This is a genomic window from Rubrivivax soli (assembly GCF_049810355.1).
Classification (GTDB): Bacteria; Pseudomonadota; Gammaproteobacteria; order Burkholderiales; family Burkholderiaceae_C; genus Rubrivivax.
The window spans coordinates 2203419-2221456 of the sequence record NZ_CP187368.1 but is presented as its reverse complement, the minus strand read 5'-3'; the positions used below and the strand labels follow the sequence as shown (position 1 = coordinate 2221456).

Annotated in this window: 13 protein-coding genes and 1 tRNA gene; 6 read left to right on the top strand and 8 right to left on the bottom strand. The window is 71.5% G+C overall.

Annotated features, from left to right (window positions below; all coding sequences use genetic code 11):
- Window positions 1-26: 26 nt before the first annotated feature.
- Window positions 27-1115, bottom strand: coding sequence for an ABC transporter ATP-binding protein (locus ACPOLB_RS10045; protein ID WP_425261206.1), 1089 nt, complete (start codon window positions 1113-1115; stop codon window positions 27-29).
- 34 nt (window positions 1116-1149) lie between these two features.
- Between ACPOLB_RS10045 and ACPOLB_RS10040 the strand changes: the two genes are divergently transcribed.
- Both ACPOLB_RS10040 and ACPOLB_RS10035 read left to right on the top strand, forming a co-directional pair.
- Window positions 1150-2757 carry an ABC transporter permease gene (locus ACPOLB_RS10040; protein ID WP_425261205.1) on the top strand — a complete coding sequence of 536 codons (1608 nt, stop codon included), beginning with the start codon at window positions 1150-1152 and terminating at the stop codon, window positions 2755-2757.
- A 77-nt stretch (window positions 2758-2834) separates the two neighbouring features.
- Window positions 2835-3161, top strand: a complete 327-nt coding sequence (locus ACPOLB_RS10035) for a hypothetical protein (protein WP_425261204.1) — start codon at window positions 2835-2837, stop codon at window positions 3159-3161.
- A gap of 12 nt (window positions 3162-3173) precedes the next feature.
- Here ACPOLB_RS10035 and ACPOLB_RS10030 read toward each other — a convergent pair.
- Window positions 3174-3248 (bottom strand) — tRNA-Arg (locus ACPOLB_RS10030).
- Window positions 3239-4606 carry a translocation/assembly module TamB domain-containing protein gene (locus ACPOLB_RS10025; protein ID WP_425261203.1) on the bottom strand — a complete coding sequence of 456 codons (1368 nt, stop codon included), beginning with the start codon at window positions 4604-4606 and terminating at the stop codon, window positions 3239-3241. The genes ACPOLB_RS10030 and ACPOLB_RS10025 overlap by 10 nt, the downstream gene beginning before the upstream one ends.
- A gap of 389 nt (window positions 4607-4995) precedes the next feature.
- Between ACPOLB_RS10025 and ACPOLB_RS10020 the strand changes: the two genes are divergently transcribed.
- Window positions 4996-7512, top strand: coding sequence for a hypothetical protein (locus ACPOLB_RS10020; RefSeq protein WP_425261202.1), 2517 nt, complete (start codon window positions 4996-4998; stop codon window positions 7510-7512).
- On the opposite strand, the gene ACPOLB_RS10015 is transcribed toward ACPOLB_RS10020, so the two are convergent.
- From ACPOLB_RS10015 to ACPOLB_RS09995, 5 genes are read right to left on the bottom strand one after another with little or no spacing between them, the layout of a single operon-like run.
- Complete coding sequence (locus ACPOLB_RS10015) at window positions 7509-9389, bottom strand: autotransporter assembly complex protein TamA (RefSeq protein WP_425261201.1); 1881 nt, start codon at window positions 9387-9389, stop codon at window positions 7509-7511. The genes ACPOLB_RS10020 and ACPOLB_RS10015 overlap by 4 nt on opposite strands.
- Window positions 9386-10558: a vWA domain-containing protein gene (locus ACPOLB_RS10010; protein WP_425261200.1), complete on the bottom strand. Its 1173-nt coding sequence runs from the start codon at window positions 10556-10558 to the stop codon at window positions 9386-9388. The genes ACPOLB_RS10015 and ACPOLB_RS10010 overlap by 4 nt, the downstream gene beginning before the upstream one ends.
- A gap of 58 nt (window positions 10559-10616) precedes the next feature.
- On the bottom strand, window positions 10617-12665 hold the full coding sequence (locus ACPOLB_RS10005; protein ID WP_425261199.1) for a S9 family peptidase: 2049 nt from the start codon (window positions 12663-12665) through the stop codon (window positions 10617-10619).
- A 13-nt stretch (window positions 12666-12678) separates the two neighbouring features.
- Window positions 12679-13272 carry a GNAT family N-acetyltransferase gene (locus ACPOLB_RS10000; RefSeq protein ID WP_425261197.1) on the bottom strand — a complete coding sequence of 198 codons (594 nt, stop codon included), beginning with the start codon at window positions 13270-13272 and terminating at the stop codon, window positions 12679-12681.
- Window positions 13272-14114, bottom strand: a complete 843-nt coding sequence (locus ACPOLB_RS09995; RefSeq protein ID WP_425261196.1) for an AAA family ATPase — start codon at window positions 14112-14114, stop codon at window positions 13272-13274. The genes ACPOLB_RS10000 and ACPOLB_RS09995 overlap by 1 nt, the downstream gene beginning before the upstream one ends.
- Window positions 14115-14203: 89 nt before the next feature.
- On the opposite strand from ACPOLB_RS09995, the gene ACPOLB_RS09990 reads away from it, so the two are divergent.
- The 3 genes from ACPOLB_RS09990 to ACPOLB_RS09980 all read left to right on the top strand — a co-directional run bounded on the left by ACPOLB_RS09990 (window position 14204) and on the right by ACPOLB_RS09980 (window position 17960).
- Window positions 14204-14872 carry a c-type cytochrome gene (locus ACPOLB_RS09990; RefSeq protein ID WP_425261195.1) on the top strand — a complete coding sequence of 223 codons (669 nt, stop codon included), beginning with the start codon at window positions 14204-14206 and terminating at the stop codon, window positions 14870-14872.
- A gap of 153 nt (window positions 14873-15025) precedes the next feature.
- Complete coding sequence (locus ACPOLB_RS09985; protein WP_425261194.1) at window positions 15026-16267, top strand: HD-GYP domain-containing protein; 1242 nt, start codon at window positions 15026-15028, stop codon at window positions 16265-16267.
- A gap of 115 nt (window positions 16268-16382) precedes the next feature.
- A complete protein-coding gene (locus tag ACPOLB_RS09980; RefSeq protein WP_425261193.1) occupies window positions 16383-17960 on the top strand; it encodes an ABC transporter substrate-binding protein in 1578 nt (525 codons plus the stop codon).
- Window positions 17961-18038 lie beyond the last annotated feature (78 nt).

The window sequence follows — 18038 nt, the reverse complement described above, 5'->3', positions numbered from 1 at the left end:
GTGCGGGCCGGCACGGGCGACGCGGTTCAGTCGGCGCCCGTGGCGCGGGCGAACGTGACCACGTGGTCCACCTCGGCACGGATGCCGATCCACTCGCCCACCTGGTGGTCGTGGTGGCTGGGCACGTGGGCCATCACGCGTTCGCCGCTGGCCAGCCGCAGCGTGTAAAGAAATTCGCTGCCGCGAAACGCCTTGCGTTCGATGCAGGCCTTCACCGGGCTGGCGTCGTCGTGCACGATGTCGTCGGCGCGCAGCAGCACGTCGCAGTGGCCGTCGGGAAACGCCGCGGGCAGCGGGCACTCGTCGAGGTCGTTCAGCTCGCCCAGCGGCGTGTGCACGCAGGGGCCGTGCGCGCAGGCGACGATCTGCGCCGGCGTGAACACGCCGTGGCCGATGAAGCCGGCCACGAAGCGGGTGGCGGGCCGGTGGTACAGCGTGTAGGCGTCGTCCCACTGCTCCAGGCGGCCCTGGTGCATGACGCCGATGACGTCGCCGAGCGCAAACGCCTCGAACTGGTCGTGCGTGACGAACAGCGCCGTGGTGCCGCTGGCCTTCAGGATCGCGCGCAACTCCTGCGCCAGCGTCTCGCGCAGGTCGGCGTCGAGGCTGGAGAAGGGCTCGTCCAGCAGCAGCAGCTGCGGCTGTGGCGCCAGCGCGCGCGCCAGTGCGATGCGCTGCTGCTGCCCGCCCGACAGCTCGTGCGGCGCGCGCCGGGCGGCGTGCGCCAGGCCCACCAGGTCCAGCATCGTCTGCACGCGGGCCTGGCGTTCGGCGCGCGGCAGGTGGGCGACGCCGAAGGCCACGTTGTCGGCCACGCTTAGGTGCGGGAAGAGGGCGTAGTCCTGGAACACCATGCCGATGCGCCGTGCCTCGGGCGCCAGGTGCACACCGGCGGCGGCGTCGCCGAGCGCGCGGCCGTCCATCACGATGCGGCCGGCGTGGCAGCGTTCCAGCCCGGCCACCGCGCGCAGCAGCGAGGTCTTGCCGCAGCCCGACGGTCCGATCAGCACGCCGATCTGGCCCGCCTTCAGGCCCAGCGAGACCGCCTCCACCGCAGCACGGCGCGCCGTGCTGCGCGGGTACTGCACCGACACCGATTCCAGGCTCAGGAACATGAGTCGATGATAATCGTTCTCATTCTTCCTTCTCATGCGCCCGGTTCTCACCCTTCTCTGCCTGTTTCTCGCGCTGCCGGTGGCCGGCGTGCTGGGCGCATGGTTCGCACTCGATGCCGCTGCGCTGGAGGTGCTGCGGCACCAGGCCAGCACCGTGCTGGCGGGGTACGCCGCGCAGTCGCTGCTGCTGGCCGCGGGCGTGGCGGTGGGCGTGGTGCTGGTGGGCGCCGGGGCGGCGGCGGCGGTGACGCTGTTCGACTTCCCGGGCCGACGCAGCTTCGAATGGGCGCTGCTGCTGCCGCTGGCGATGCCGGCCTACGTGCTGGCCTACGCCTGGACCGACGCGCTGCAGTTCAGCAGCCCGCTGCAGATGGCCTTGCGCGACGCCTTCGGCTGGCAGGGCGCGCTGTGGCCCGACGTGCGCAGCCTGTGGGGCGCGGTGCTCCTGTTCGTGCTGTGCCTGTACCCCTACGTCTACCTGCTGGCGCGCGGCGCCCTGGGCGAACGCGCGGTGCCGATGATGGAAGCGGCGCGGCTGCTGGGCGCCGGCACGCGCCGCCGGCTGCTGGAAGTGGCGCTGCCGCTGGCGCGCCCGGCCATCGCCGCCGGCACCGCGCTGGCGCTGATGGAGACGCTGGCCGACTACGGCGTCGGCGCCTACTTCGGCCTCACCACCTTCAGCACCGGCATCACCAAGGCCTGGCTGGTGATGAACGACCGCGTCGCCGCGGCGCAGCTGGCGTCGCTGCTGCTGGCGGTCGTCGCGCTGCTGCTGTGGGCCGAGCGGCGCGCACAGCGGCGCCTGCGCTTCGCCGCCGGGCGCGGCGGCGGCGGTGCCGCCGAGGCCCGGCCGCTGCGCCTGCACGGCGGCGCGGCGGTGTTCGCGGTGGCGCTGTGCGCGCTGCCGGTGCTGCTGGGCTTCGTGCTGCCGGTGGCGTGGCTGGCGTGGCTGCTGTGGCAGGAGGCGACGCTGAGCGAGTTCGGCCTGCCGCTGGCGCGCTTTGCGCAGTGGGCCTGGTCGAGCTTCCGCCTGGCCGCCGTGGCCGCGCTGGCCGCCACGGCGCTGGCGCTGGCGCTGGCCTACGTGCTGCGCCGGCGCGGCGGCGGCGTGCTGCCGGCGGCGGCGCGCGTGCTGTCGCTGGGCTACGCGGTGCCGGGCGCGGTGATCGCCGTGGGCATCCTGATCCCGGTCGGCCTGCTGCAGGAGGCGCTGCCGTCGGTGCCGGTCTCGGCCTGGGTCACCGGCACGCTGTTCGGCCTGCTCTACGCCTATCTCGTGCGCTTCTCGGCGGTGGCGCTGCAGTCGGTGGAAGCCGGCTACGCGCGGGTGCCGGTGTCGATCGACGAAAGCGCGCGGCTGCTGGGCGGCGGCGGGCGGCGCCTGTTCCTTGAACTGCACCTGCCGCTGCTGAAGCGCTCGGCGCTGGCGGCGGCGCTGCTGGTCTTCGTCGACGTGATGAAGGAACTGCCGGCCACCCTGGTGCTGCGCCCCTTCGGCAGCGACACGCTGGCGGTGGTGGCCTACAACTTCGCCCGCGACGAGCGCCTGGCCGAGGCCGCGCTGCCGTCGCTGGCCATCGTGGCGGTGGGGCTGCTGCCGGTGGTGCTGCTGTCCCGCGCGCTGCGCGCGCCAGCGCGCTGACACGTCCGGTGACGAAGCGCCACGCGGCGCAACACACCCGGCCTCAGGTCGGCGGCGGCCGCGCCGAAGACCACGACATGCCCGCGATCCTTGCTGCCTCCGCCCGCCTTGCCGCCGCGCCGCGCCCGCGCTGCGGTGCGCGCGACGCCGACACCACCCTGCAGGCGGCCACGCGCGCCTGGCTGCGCCAGCTGCCCGCCGGCCGGCGCCCGCTGCGCCTGGCCGAACGCCACCCGCACGTGCTGAACCGCCTTGCGTGGTGCTGGGCCGATGCCGGGCTGGTGGACGCGGTGTTCGACGACCTGCTGGTCGACCGCCGCGGCGGCCGCCAGGGCTTTGCGCCCGCGGTGGTGCTGGAGTTGCGCCGGCTGCGCGACCACCGCTGGCAGCTGGACCGCCACTGAACGGCGCCCGCTTGGTGCCTCCGGCAGGAATCGAACCTGCATCTGGCGCTTAGGAGGCGCCCGTTCTATCCATTGAACTACGGTGGCTGCGGCGCTGATTTTGTCATGCCGCCCGCCGAGGCCGGCGTGGCCGGCGGCGGTGCGGCGGTGCCGGGCAGCCGCGGCAGCGACGGGATCGGCACGTCGTCGAAGCGCCAGACCCAGATGACGTCCAGCGAGTTCTCGAGCCCGCTCTGCGCGCGCAGCGTGAAGCGCTGCGCGATGCGGTAGATCAGCTGCCAGGTGCCGGCGGTCGCGTTGACGCTGCGCTCGTAGCCGACGTACCAGCGCCGCGAGAGCTGCTTGCCCAGCGTGATGACGGTCTCGCGCACGTCGCCGTCGCTCTGGCGCAGCGACAGCTCGTCGATGCCCAGGCTCTTCAGCAGCGCGTCGGTGGGCGCCTCGCCCTCGCCCGACAGCAGCGCCACCGCGGCGCGCTGCAGCAGCGCGGTGTCGGTGCGGCCCAGGCCGTCGGGTGCGCGGCCCAGCACCAGCCACGACAGCTTGTCGGTGTCGCTCATGTCGGTGTCGCTGTACAGGCGCACGCGCGGGCTCTGCACGGTGCCCGTGATCGACACGCCGACGCCCATGTCGATGTTGGGCCGCAGCGCCAGGATGTCCAGCCGCGGGTTGTCGGGCGGGCCGCTGAAGGCGACGATGCCGCGCTCGATGGCCAGCTTCTGGCCGTAGGCGGCGTAGCTGCCGCTGTCGGTGTTGACGGTGCCGTTGATCTGCAGCCGCCCGCCCGGCGTGGTGATGCGCAGCTGGCCGCGCAGCGTGGTGTCCAGGCCGCGGCCCTTCACGCGCAGCTGCTCGCCCAGGTCGACCGCCAGCGTCACCGCCAGCGTGCGGCGCGAGCGCGGCACGGGCGTTGCCTCCTCGAGTTCGACCTCGCTGCTGGCGCGACGCACGTTGACGTCGTCGTCGAGCGACGGTGCGTTGCCGCGACTGGTGTCGAACAGCCCTTCGTCGACGCCGAAGCGGCCGTCGACACGGATCAGGTCGCGCTGCAGCAGCACGTCGGCGCTGCCGCTGGTGCTGAGCTGGCGGTCGATGCGGCCGAGCAGCCGGAAGTGGTCGGCCACCACCTGCAGCTTGGCGCTGGGCGTGGCGCCGAAGCTGGCGCCGCCGGTCACGCGCAACGTGCCTTCGCCGCCCTTGAGGCTGAAGCTGTCGATGCGCGCGGTCTCGCCGGCCAGCGTGACGGCGACGCTGCCCTGCGTGATGTTCACGCCCTGCAGCAGGTTGCGCACCGAGAGGTCGGAGCCGGTGACCTGGCCGGTGTACTCGGGCGCGCCGAAGCGGCCGCCGACGGTGGCGCTGGTGCGCAGCTGGCCGCCCAGGCGCCAGCCCGGCGGCACCCAGGTGCCCCAGACGCCGAGGTTGGCCACCCGGGCCTCGACCACGCCGTCCAGCGGCGCGTTCGGGGCCGGGCCAGCGTGCCTGCGGCGTGGTGCGCACGCTCAGGGCGCCGGCCATCTCTCCCAGCGTGCGGCCGGCCAGCGCCTGCGTGAACACCCACTGGCCGTCGTGGGCCGCCAGGCCCAGGCGCAGGTCGGTCAGGCCGAGCAGCTGCAGGCCGGCGTCGTCGCGCAGCGTCAGGTCGCCGTCGGCGCGTTCGATCACCAGGTCGGCATCGAAGCGTTCCGCGGCGCGCACCTGCAGCTTGCCCTTCACGCGCAGGTCGCCGCCCCAGCCCATGTCGGGCTGGGCACGCGCCAGCAGGGGCGCCACGAAGAACGGATCGAGGTCGGCGTTCAGGTCGATCTGCGTCAGGCCGCCGGGCACCGGCGCGATGCGCACCGCGTCCCAGCGCAGCGCCATCGCGTCGGCCAGCTGGATGCGGCCGGGTTCGGCCTGCAGGCCTTCGAGCGCGCCGCTGCTGCCGAACTGCAGCGTGGCCCGCAGGTTGCGGGCGTCGAGCCAGCTGGCGCGGGTGTCGCCGCTGAGCGTGGCGCCATCCCAGCTGCCCACGGCCAGGCGCTGCACCTGGCCGCGCCAGGTGCCGCCGCCGCCGCCTGCCGGCTGCCAGGCGCCCGAGGCCTGCAGCTGCGCGCGCGTGCCGGCACCGGCACGCACCGCCAGCAACTGCTCGGCCAGCGCCGGCGGCGTGGCCGGCATCGCCGCCGTGACCAGCAGGTCATGGCTGCGCCAGGTGCCTCGCAGGTCGGCGCGCAGCTGTTCCAGCCGCTGCGTGCCCCAGCGCAGGCCGGACAGCCGGGCCTCGGCCTCCAGCGGTTCCTGCGCCAGGCCGCCGGTGTCGAAGTTCCAGCGCAGCGCACCCTGGTCCACGGCCAGCGGGCCGGCCTGCAGCTGCTGCAGGTCGACCGTGCCTTCGGTGTGCAGGTCGGGCCAGCGGCCCTGCGCGGTGAGGCTGGCGATGACCGTGCCGCTGCGCGGCGCCCAGTCGGCCAGTGCCGGATGCAGCTGCAGCAGCGGCGCCAGGCCCGCCATGCGGCCGGCGTCCAGGTCCAGGCGCAGGCGATCGCCCGCGCCGCTGCCGGCGGGGTCCCCGCTGCCGTCGATCTTCAGCGTGTTGCCGGCCATCTGCAGCGTGCCGACCAGGGTGCTCGGCGGCGAGGCGCCAGGCTTCTGCGCCAGCGTCAATGCAGCCGACAGCGGCACGCCGCCCAGCACCGAGTCGGTCAGGCGCAGCGTGCCGTTGCCGGCCAGGCGCGGCACCCAGGCCAGCGGCGCCTTGCCGGCCAGGTCACCCGGCAGCCGCAGGTCGATCTGCCAGCCGCCCGACAGGCGGTGCGGCCCCTGGCGCCAGGCCGAGCCGGCTTCGCCCGGCCACCAGGGCAGGGGATCGAAGTCGGTCAGCGTGCCGGCGCTGCTGAGCTGCCAGGCGCCGCCGGCCAGCGGCGTGGCGCTGGCCTGGGCCTGCGCCAGCGTGTTGCCGCTGTGCGCGCGCAGCTGCTGGATCTCGATGCGGCTGTCGTCGGCGCGGGCTTGCAGCGTCAGCTGCACGGGCTGCGGCGCGCCGTCGAGCCGGCCATCGAGCGTGGTGTCGACCGTCACGGCGCGCGCGGGCCGCGTGCCGGCCTGTGCCGGATCGGGCGAGGGCAGGCCCTGCAGCGTCACGTTCAGCGGGCCCGACAGCGCCATCGCCGCGGCCCGGTTGTCCAGGCGCTGCGGCCGCACGTCGTGCAGCATGGTCTGCAGCGTCAGCGTGTGCGCCAGCCACTGGCCGCTGCCGCTCCAGCGCCCGCCGGGCTGCTGCGGGGTGCCCAGCACGGCCTCGAACCGCGTCAGGTCGACCTGCTGGCGCTGGCGCGAGCTGCCGCGCAGCTCCAGCGCCAGGCTGCGCAGCGGCAGGCGCCCTTCGTTCCAGCGGCCGGGCAGGGCGTTGTCGAGCTGCACGGTGGCCCCGATGGGCGCATCGACCGCGCTGCTCTGCACCTGCGCGCTGCCGCTCAGGCGGGTCTGCGGCAGCGTGCTGGCGAAGACCGCCAGGTCCAGCGCCCGTGTTTCGGCGCCCAGTGCGGCCAGCGGCCACGGCGCGAAGGGCAGCAGCGTGGCCTGCAGGTCGGCGCTGGGCGCGGGCAGGCCGTCGCGGGCGCTGCCGCGCACGGTGGCGGTGGCCTGCACGCGTTCCAGCGTGCCACCGGCACGCAGCGTGACGGCCACGTCGGCCAGCACCGCCGGGCCCGGGCCGGCCAGCGTGGTGGCAGCGAGTTCGCCGTCCAGCGCGTACGGTGCGGTGTCGGCCAGCTGCAGCCGGCCCTGCAGCCGCAGGCGGTCCCATTCGAGCTGCAGCGCGTCGATGCGGTGCCGGCCGTCCACGCCCAGCGCCACCCGGCCCTGCAGCCCGCGCAGCGGCGCCAGCGTGCCGACGCGCAGCGTGTCGATGGCCACGGCGTCGATGCGCAGCCGCAGCGGCGAGGCCAGCGAGGCCGGCAGCACCGCCGGCTGGCCCGATGGCGGCCCGGCGACGAACGTGACGTCCTGCGCCGCGAGCCGGCTGGCGTCGAGCCCGACCCAGGCGCCCGGCACCGGCCGCCAGTGCCACACCAGGCCCTCGGCGCGCAGCTGCGTCAGCGTCAGCGACGCCTGCCCGCCGGCCCAGCGCACCTGCAGCCGGTCGGCCTCGAAGCGGCTGGACAACAGCGCGCCGCGCACGCCGTCGGCCTGCACCATCGGCAGCCGCTGCAGCAGCCAGCGCGTGCCGGCCTCGCTGGTCAGCAGCCAGGCACTGCCGCCGACCGCGGCCGCCAGCAGCAGCACCAGCAGCACGGCCACGGCCAGCAGCGGCCACAGCAGGCGCAGCGGCGTGGCGATCGGGCGCGGGCGGGTGTCGTCCATGGCCTAGAACGCGATGCCGACGCTGAAGTGCAGGCGCACGTCGCCGGTGTCCCGGCCGTGGGCCAGGTCCAGGCGCAGCGGACCGACCGGGCTGCGCCAGCGCACGCCCACGCCGGTCCCCAGCGACGGCTTCAGGGCGCCCACGCCGTTGGCCGCGCCGCCGACGTCGACGAACACCGCGCCCCACACCGACGGCAGGCGGGCGCTGATGGGCCGTGCGAGCTCGAAGCTGGTGGTGAGCAGCGTGGTGCCGCCGCTGACGACGCCGTCAACCACCGGGCCCAGGCTGCGGTAGCTGTAGCCGCGCACGGACTCGTCGCCGCCGGCGCGCCACAGCAGCGACTCGGGCACCGCCACCGCGTCGCGCTTGACCATCTGTCCGAACTCGACGCGCGCCTGGCCGTACCAGGCCCGGCCCAGCGGCTTGTAGCCGGTCAGTCGTGCGTACAGGCGCGTGAACGGGCCGCTCTCGGAGTCGGTGCCGTGCGCGCGGCCGAGGCCGAGCTGGATCGACATCGTGTAGCCGTCCGTCGGCAGGATGGCGTTGTCCAGGTTGCGCCAGACGCCGTCGTAGCGCACCGAGTTGGCCACCGTCGTGCTGCGCACCGGCGGGCTGCCGAAGGTCTCGCGGGCGGAACGCTCGGTCTCGACGTAGTACAGGCGCTCGATGCGCAGCGTGTCCTGGGTGTAGCCCAGGCGCAGGCGCTGCGAGGTCACGATGTCGGAGTCGGACTCCAGCCGCTCCACGGCACCACCCACGAGGTAGCGGTACAGGCTGTTCTGCGGGTGCGTGCTGATCTCGCCGTCCCACGACTGCTTCAGGCCGCCCCACTCGAGCTTGTTGCGCGCCGTCGCCGGAAAGCCGAAGACACGCCTGTAGACGTGCTCGACCGAGGCGCGCGGGCCGGTGTTGGCGCTGATGCCCAGGCCGAAGGTCCAGACCTGCAGCGGCGCCTCGCGCACGCGCACCAGGATGCGCGCGCGGGCGGCGTTGACCGGGTCGGGGTCCAGTGTCACGGTGACGCTGTCGAACAGGCCGGTCTTCTGCAGGCGCTCCTGGTAGTCCAGCAGCAGCTGCTCGTTGACCGGCGTGCCGGGTTCGAAGGTGGCGAGGATCTTCACGGTGGCGACGTCCTGCACCTTCAGGCCCTCGATCTCGATCGCCCCCGAGCGGTACAGCGGCCCGCTGTCGGCCACCAGGAACAGCCGCGCCTCGTGCTTGTCGGCGTTGATGTCGGCCACCGAGCCGGCCCAGCTGGCGTTGGCGTAGCCGGCGGTGCGCAGCTGCGTCAGCGTGGCCGCCTTGGCGTCGTTCCACGCCGGGTTGCGGAAGGGCTCGCCCACGCCCATGGGCCAGTTGCCGCGCAGCTGGTTCAGCAGTTGCACGGCACCCGGGTCGCCCGCGTCGACGAGGCTGCCGAGCTCGCCGTCGGCCTGCAGCGTGAAGCGGGTCACCTGCGTGCGCGGGCCGGGGTCGAGCTCCAGGCGCACGCGGCGCTGGTTGTCGTCGTCGCTGGGTTCGCGCGTGACGATGACCTTGGGCGCGAAGTAGCCCTCGGTCTGCAGCAGCTCGCGCACCTGCGAGGGCGCGGCGTCGATCAGGCGCGACCACTCGCTGTCGTCGATGGGCTCGCCGTTGGCCAGCGTGTCCACGCGCGCCAGGTCCAGGTAGCGCAGCAGCAGCGCCTGCAGCGGGGCCGGCGCCACCACGTCCAGCGTCGTCGAGGTCGGCGCCGGGCTGGGGGATGCAGCGGCGGCCGCGGGCGCGGCCCCGGGCGAGCCGGCACCGTCGGCCCCGCCGTCCGCCGCCCCTTGCAGGTTGGCACAGCCCGACAGGCACAACAGGGCGGCCAGCGCCCACGCCGCCGGACGCAGCCGCCTCATTTGCTGAGCAACCGCATCGCCCCTTCCAGGCCGGCCAGTGTCAGCGGGAACATGCGCTGGTTCATCAGCTGCTGGATGACGGAGATGCTCTGGCGGTACTGCCACACGCCCTGCGGCTCGGGGTTGATCCACGCGAAGCGGGGGAAGGCGTGCGTCAGCCGCTGCAGCCATTCGGCCCCGGGCTCCTCGTTGTTGTACTCGACGCTGCCGCCGGGCTGCAGGATCTCGTACGGGCTCATCGTGGCGTCGCCGACGAAGATGAGCTTGTAGTCCTTGTTGTACTTGCGGATCACGTCCCAGGTGGCGAACTTCTCGCTGAAGCGGCGCCGGTTGTTCTTCCACATGAAGTCGTAGACGCAGTTGTGGAAGTAATAGAACTCCAGGTGCTTCAGCTCGGACTTGGTGGCACTGAAGAGTTCCTCGACCCGGTGGATGTGCTCGTCCATCGTGCCGCCCACGTCCATCAGCAGCAGCACCTTGACCTTGTTGTGGCGCTCGGCCTGCATCTTGATGTCGAGCATGCCGGCGTTGGCCGCGGTGCGGTGGATGGTGCCGTCGAGGTCGAGTTCGTCCTCGGCGCCCTCGCGCGCGAAGCGCCGCAGCCGGCGCAGCGCCACCTTGATGTTGCGCGTGCCGAGTTCCTTGGTGTCGTCGTAGTCCTTGTAGGCGCGCTGGTCCCAGACCTTCACCGCGCTCTTGTTGCGGCCCTTGTCCTGCCCGATGCGGATGCCCTGCGGGTTGTAGCCGTAGGCGCCGAACGGGCTGGTGCCGCCGGTGCCGATCATGCGGTTGCCGCCTTCGTGGCGCTCCTTCTGTTCCTCGAAGCGCTTCTTCAGCGTCTCCATCAGCTCGTCCCAGCCCATCTTCTCGATCGCGGCCTTGTCCTCGGCCGAGAGCTCGAGCTCCAGCGTCTTGCGCAGCCACTCCAGCGGCACGTCCTGCGCGAAGTCGGTGAGCAGTTCGACACCCTTGAAGTAGGCGCCGAAGGCACGGTCGAACTTGTCGAAGTGCGCCTCGTCCTTCACGAGCGTGGTGCGGGCGAGGTAGTAGAAGTCGTCGACCGAGGGGCCGATGACGCCTGCCTTCAGCCCTTCGAGCAGCAGCAGGTATTCCTTGATGGACACCGGCAGCTTGGCCGCACGCAGCGTGTAGAAGAAGTTGATCAGCATGGCAGGCGGGAGGTTGCCGTGATTGTGCTGCCGGGGACCGCGCCGGTGCTGCGCCGGCTCAGCGCTTGCCGCCGGGCGCGGCCGCGGCCTTGCCGGCCGCCTTGCGCGCCGGGTCGTGCGCAGCCAGCCAGCCGAAGAACTCGCCGTACCACTGCTTCGAGTTGCGCGGCTTCAGGATCCAGTGGTTCTCGTCGGGGAACCACAGCAGCCGCGCGTCGACGCCGCGGGCCTGCAGCGTGTTGTAGTAGGCCAGTCCCTGGGCGTCGGGCACGCGGTAGTCGAGCGCGCCATGGATCACCAGCGTGGGCGTGCGCATCGCGCCAGCGAAGGCATGCGGGCTCTGGGCCTGGATCTTGGCCATGTCGTCCCAGTACCAGGCGCCCAGTTCCTTGGCGTGCCAGGTGTAGGCGTCGTCGGCGAACATCGCCGTCCAGTCGAAGCAGCCGGCGTGGCAGATGTAGGCTTGGTAGCGGCCCGGCGCGATGTGGCCGTTCATCCAGGCCACCATGAAGCCGCCGTAGCTGCCGCCGGTGGCGAAGACACGCTTCTTGTCGGCCCAGCGCTGCTGCAGCAGCCAGTCGGTGCCGGCTTCCACGTCCTGCAGCTCGAGTTCGCCCCAGCGGTGCGTGATGCTGTCGAGGAACGCGTAGCCGAAGCTCGACGAGCCGTGGTAGTTGACGCTGGCCACGACGTAGCCCTGCGCGGCGAAGACCTGCGTGTTCCAGCGGTAGTGCCAGGCGTCGCCGGCGGCGGTGTGCGGGCCGCCGTGGATGTTGTGCATGACCGGGTGCTTCTTCTTGGCGTCGAAGCCCGGCGGGTAGGTCAGCCACATCTGCACCGGATCGCCCAGCGCGCCTGTGAGCCAGACTTCCTCGACCCGGCCCGTGGCGAGTTGCGCCATCAGGTCGTCGTTGACCTGCTCGATGCGGCGCGCCTCCTCGCCCGGCGGGTGCACGCGCAGGCGGCCCGGGTGCGTGGCGCTGTCGGCCAGCGTCACCAGCGTGCCCGCGCGCTTGTCGAAGCCGGTGACCCAGCCGCCGTGCACCACCACCTCGGCACGGCGGTCGGGCAGGTCGAAGCGCCACAGGTGCGTGCGGCCCTGCTGCTCGGCGGTGAACAGCAGCGCCTGGCCGTCTTCCTCCCACAGCAGCGGGGCGTGCACCTCGTGGTCCCACTCGCCGCTGACGACGTCCCAGCTGTTCTGGCTGCGTTCCCACAGCGCCAGCTGCGCCGGCATCGTGTGCTTGACGCCCTGGTGGCTGGCGGTGAACGCGATGTCCTCGCCGTTCGGGCTGTAGCGCGGCGCCGCGATGTCCCAGTCCTTGTCCTGCACGAGCACGCTGATGCGGCCGGTCTTCACGTCGAGCTCGGCCAGGGCGAAGTTGTTGCCGACCTTCTTCTGCGCCGCGGGATCGAAGACGAAGGCGATGCGGCGGCCGTCGGGCGAGACGTCGAAGGCGTTCGCGTCGGGCGACGCGCGGCCCAGCTCGTAGGGCGTGCCTTCGAACAGGTCGCGCACCTTGGCCGGCTTGCCGTCGCGCCCCAGCTCCAGCAGGTGCAGGTGCGCCACCCGGCCCATCGGCACGTGGTGGTCCCAGTGGCGGTACTGCGCTTCGCTGGTGGCGTAGCCCGTCTCCTTGCGGTCCTTGAAGGCCTTGGCGGCGGCAGCCTGCGCCTTGCCGCCGCGCAGTTCCGGCCAGACCCAGCTGATGAAGGCGATGCGCCGGCCGTCGGGAAACCAGCGGAAGGCCTCGACGCCGGTGGCCACCGTGGTGCTGCGCTCGGCCTCGCCGCCGTCGGGGGCGATCAGGTACAGCTGCGGCACGTCGTCCTTCACGCCCGCCTGCTCGCGCTTGGCGACGAAGGCGATGCGGTCGCCGCGCGGGCTCCAGCGCGGCTGTCCGTCCTTGTCGCCGCACTGGGTCAGCGGGCGCGGCGCGCCGCCCAGCGTGGACAGCAGCAGCAGCCGGCTGCTGGAGGTGTTGTCCTCCATCTTGAACCGCGTGACGGTGGCGACCGCCTGCGCGCCGTCGGGCGACAGGCTGGGGGCGCCCAGGCGTTCGAGCTGCCAGAGGTCGTCGATCGTGATGGGGCGTTGCTTGGCCATGGCGTGCGTCTCTTCAGCGTGCTCGCGTGAGCTGGTGTTCGAGGTGGGCCTTGACCGGCGGCCACTCGGCCGCGGTCAGGCTGTACATGACGGTGTCGCGCACCGTGCCGTCGCGCCGCAGCGCGTGGTGGCGCAGCACGCCGTCCTTGCGCGCGCCCAGGCGCTCGATGGCGCGCTGGCTGGCGAGATTCTCGTGGTCGGTGCGCCAGCCCACCAGCCGTGCGCCCAGGGTCTCGAAGGCGTGCTGCATCAGCAGCCACTTGGCGGTGGTGTTGACGGCCGTGCGCTGGCAGCGGCGCGCGTACCAGGTGTAGCCGATCTCCAGGCGTTCCACCGCGGGCACGATGTCGTGGTAGCTGGTGCTGCCGATCACGGTGCCGTCGGCCGCGTCGAGCACGGCGAAGGCGAGCCGGCTGCCTTCGGCGTGCATGCGCAGCGCGGTCTCGATGTACGCGCGCGTGGCGCCGGGCTCGGGCACGGAGGTCACGCGCAGGGTCCACAAGTCCCCGTCGGCCGCTGCAGCGGCCAGGCCGGTCTCGTGGTCCAGCGCCAGCGGCACCAGCCGCACCGGCCCGCGTGCGAGCGTGACGCCGACGACCGCCCGCATTACCGGTTGTGCCTCTGCATGAACACCAGCTTCTCGAACAGCGTCACGTCCTGCTCGTTCTTCAGCAGCGCGCCCACCAGCGGCGGCACGGCGACCTTGTCGTCCTTGCTCTGCAGCGCCTCCAGGGGGATGTCCTCGGCCACCAGCAGCTTGAGCCAGTCGAGCAGTTCGCTGGTGCTGGGCTTCTTCTTCAGACCGGGCAGGTTGCGCACGTCGTAGAAGGTCTTCATCGCCGCGCCCAGCAGGTCCTTCTTGAGACCGGGGAAGTGCACGTCGACGATCTTCTGCATCGTCTCGGCCTCGGGGAACTTGATGTAGTGGAAGAAGCAGCGGCGCAGGAAGGCGTCGGGCAGTTCCTTCTCGTTGTTGCTGGTGATGAAGACCAGCGGCCGGTGGCGGGCGCGCACCAGCTCGCGGGTCTCGTAGACGTAGAACTCCATGCGGTCGAGCTCGCGCAGCAGGTCGTTCGGGAACTCGATGTCGGCCTTGTCGATCTCGTCGATCAGCAGCGCCACCGGCTGCTCGGCCGTGAAGGCCTGCCACAGCACACCCTTGACGATGTAGTTGTGGATGTCCTTGACCTTCTCGTCGCCGAGCTGGCTGTCGCGCAGCCGGCTCACCGCGTCGTACTCGTACAGGCCCTGCTGCGCCTTGGTGGTGCTCTTGATGTGCCACTGCAGCAGCGGCAACTGCAGCGCGCTGGCCACTTCCTCGGCCAGCATCGTCTTGCCGGTGCCGGGCTCGCCCTTGACGAGCAGCGGGCGCTTCAGGGTGACGGCAGCATTGACCGCCAGCATCAGGTCCTGCGTGGCGACGTAGTGGTCCGAACCCTGGAATTTCATGGCAAGAACGGCGCTGTTGGCCGTGTCGGGAAGGGGGCGGATCAGTATAAGGGGCCCTATAATCGATCGTCTTTTCACCCTGTCTGACGATGATCAAAGCGCTCTCCCTGCTGCTCGCTTCCCTTGTCGGGGTGGCCGGTTCCAACTTCGTGGCCACCGCAGCCCAGGCCCAGGACGCCAAGGCCGGCCAGACCAAGGCTGCCATGTGCATCGGGTGCCACGGCATCCCCGCGTACCAGGCCAGCTTCCCGCTCGTGCACAAGGTGCCGATGATCTCGGGCCAGAACGCGAAGTTCATCGTCGCCTCGCTCAACGCCTACAAGAAGGGCGAGCGCAAGCACCCGACGATGCGTGCGATCGCCGCGTCGCTGACCGAAGCCGACATGGCCGACCTGGGGGCCTTCTACGAAGGTCACGGCGCCTCGTCGATCAAGACCGTGGCCGAGACCCCGGCCAAGGCGCCTTCGGCCGAAGTCGCCGCGCTGCTGGCCAAGGGTGCCTGCGCTTCCTGCCACGGCGCCAACTTCAACAAGCCCATCGACGGCGCCTACCCGAAGCTCGCGGGCCAGCATGCCGACTACCTGTACGTCGCGCTCAAGGCCTATGGCACCGAAGGCAACGCGCAGGTCGGCCGCGCCAACGCCATCATGAGCGGCCAGGTCAAGCAGTTCAAGAACAGCGAGCTGAAGGCCATCGCCGATTACCTGGGCAGCCTGCCCGGCGACGTGCGCACGGTTCCCGACACGCGCTTCCGCTGACCGGCGCACCGCGCTGGTCCCTCCCCCAGGCCCCGCAGTGCGGGGCCTGTGTCGTTTCAGGGCCGGTGGCGCTCAAGTCTGATCAGGTCCGGTCGAAATTGCCTCAGAGGCGCGCCAGGGAGACGCGCCCACCCCCGTTCCACGATCGAGGCCATGCTCAAGAGGATCGAAGTCAGCGAACTGCGTCTGGGCATGCATCTGCATGCCTTCGACGGCCCGTGGATGGACCATCCCTTCTGGCGCACGCGCTTCGTGGTCGACGACGAAGCCGACCTGAAAAAGGCGCGCTCCAGCGCGGTGCGCCACGTCTGGATCGATGTCACCCAGGGGCTGGACGTGGCGCCCGCGGCGCTGCCCAAGCCGCAGCACAGCGTCGTCGTGGCCGCGCCGCCGCCGCCGCCGGCTGCGCCCGCCGCGCCGGTGAAGCCCGCCAGTACTTCGTTCCAGGAGGAGATGCAGCAGGCCGCTGCCGTGGTCAAGCGCAGCCGCCGCGCGGTGGTCTCGATGTTCGCCGACGCCCGCCTGGGCAAGGCGCTCGACGCCGACCAGTGCCTGCCGCTGGTGGAGGACATCTCCAACTCCGTCTACCGGAACCCCGGCGCCCTGGTCAGCCTGGCGCGGCTGAAGACGGCCGACGACTACAGCTACATGCACTCGGTGGCCGTGTGCGCGCTGATGGTGGCGTTGGCGCGGCAGCTCGGCATGAGCGAGGAGCAGTGCCGCCATGCCGGCCTGGCCGGCCTGCTGCACGACCTGGGCAAGGCCGTGATGCCCAACGACGTGCTGAACAAGCCGGGCAAGCTGACCGACGACGAGTTCGCGGTCATGAAGACACACCCCGAGCGCGGCCATGCGCTGCTGATGGAAGGCAAGGGGGCGGGCGAGGCGGCACTGGAAGTGTGCCTGCACCACCACGAGAAGATGGACGGCAGCGGCTACCCGCACGGGCTGGCCGGCGAGCAGATCCACGCGCTGTCGCGCATGGGCGCGGTGTGCGACGTCTACGATGCGATCACGTCGAACCGCCCCTACAAGGCCGGCTGGGACCCGGCCGAGTCCATCGCGCGCATGGCGTCGTGGAAGGGCCACTTCGACACCACGATGTTCTCGGCCTTCGTGCGCAGCATCGGCATCTACCCCACCGGCTCCGTGGTGCGCATGCAGTCGGGGCGGCTGGGCGTGGTGGTGGAGCAGAACGCCGACAAGCTCTCGGCCCCGGTCGTGAAGCTGTTCTTCTCGACCAAGTCGAACATGCCGATCCCGCCCGTGCGGCTGGATCTGGCCGCGGCGGGCACGTCCGACCGCATCGCCGGCCGCGAGCCGCCCGACAAGTGGGGCTTCAAGCACATCGAGGACCTCTGGGTCGATCCCGACCTGCGGCGCGCCTCGAAGTAGCGGCCGGGCTGCGCAGCGCGCGGCTCCGGTGTCCCCGGACTGATCAGGTTTTCCCGCAACCGTGCGGGCACGGCACTTGCCTACACTCGCCGCACTTCCATCGGCAGGAGCCAAGATGAAATCTCTGATCTCGACCGTCGCGCTGGCGGCGCTGCTCGCCACCGGCGCCGCCGTCCAGGCGCAGACGCTGCGCTGGGCCAGCCAGGGCGATCCGCAGACCATGGACCCGCACTCGCAGAACGAGTCCATGACCAACATGATGAACGGCCAGGTCTACGAGAAGCTGGTCACGCGCGACCGCCAGCTCAACATCGTGCCCAGCCTGGCCACCAGCTGGGAGCAGACCGGCTCGCTGACCTGGCGCTTCAAGCTGCGCCCGGGCGTGAAGTTCCACGACGGCAGCGCCTTCAGCGCCGACGACGTCGTCTACTCGATCAACCGCGGCAAGGAGCCGACCTCGCAGGTCAACGTCTATGCCAACGCCGTCGGCACGCCCGTGGCGCTGGACCCGATGACGGTCGAGTTCCGGCTGGCGAAGGTGAACCCCATCTTCCTGCAGCACATGGACGCGCTGTGGATCCTCAGCAAGAGCTGGTCCGAGAAGCACAAGGTCACCAAGCCGCTGGACTTCAAGAACAAGGAAGAAAGCTACGCCTCGTTCAACGCCAACGGCACCGGCCCCTACATGCTGGTGAGCCGCGCGCCCGGCATCAAGACGGTCTACAAGCGCAACCCGAACTGGTGGGGCAAGTTCGAGGGCAACGTGCAGGAGATCGTCTACACCCAGATCAGCAACGACGCCACGCGGCTGGCGGCGCTGGTCTCCGGAGAGATCGACTTCGTGCTCGACCCGGCGCCGCGTGACATCGCCCGACTGCGCAACACCGCGGGCGTGAAGATCGTCGACGGCCCGGAGAACCGCATCGTCTTCATCGGCATGGACCAGTTCCGTGACAAGCTGGCCTACGGCAACGTGCCCGGCGACAAGAACCCGTTCAAGGACGTGCGCGTGCGCAAGGCCCTGTACCACGCCGTCGACATCGAGACGATGAAGACCAAGCTGATGAACGGCCAGAGCTTTCCCACCGGCGGCATCACGCCCAGCCCGCTGGGCAGCTACAACGACCCGCAGGTCGAGACGCGCCTGCCCTTCGACCTCGCCAAGGCGCGTGCGCTGATGGCCGAGGCAGGGTTCGCCGACGGTTTCGAGGTCACGCTGGACTGCCCGAACAACCGCTACATCAACGACGAGGAGATCTGCATCGCGCTGGCCAGCATGTGGGCGCAGCTGAAGGTGAAGGTCAAGGTCAACGCGATGCCGCGCGCGACCTACTTCCCCAAGCTGGAGAAGCACGACACCAGCATGTACATGCTGGGCTGGGGCGGCGCCGTGACCGACGCCGAGACCACGATCACGCCGGTCCTGCGCAATCCCGGTCCGGGCGGCCAGGGCCTGTACAACTATGGCCGCGTCGTCAACGACAAGTTCGACCAGATGGCCGCGGCCAGCAGCGTCGAGCCCGACGCGAAGAAGCGCGAGGAGCTGGTGAAGGCCGCGCTGCGCGAGTACACGGGCCAGGCGCACCTGATCCCTCTGCACCGGCAGGTCATCCCCTGGGCCGCGCGCACCAATGTCAGCGCGGTGCACCGTGCCGACAACTGGCTGGAAGTGGCCTGGGTGACGGTGAAGTGACCCCCCCGAAGCGCCTGCGGCGCTCCCCCCAGGGGGCGCCGCCAGCGGACCGGCGGAGCCGGGCCGCGGCGGCCGCTT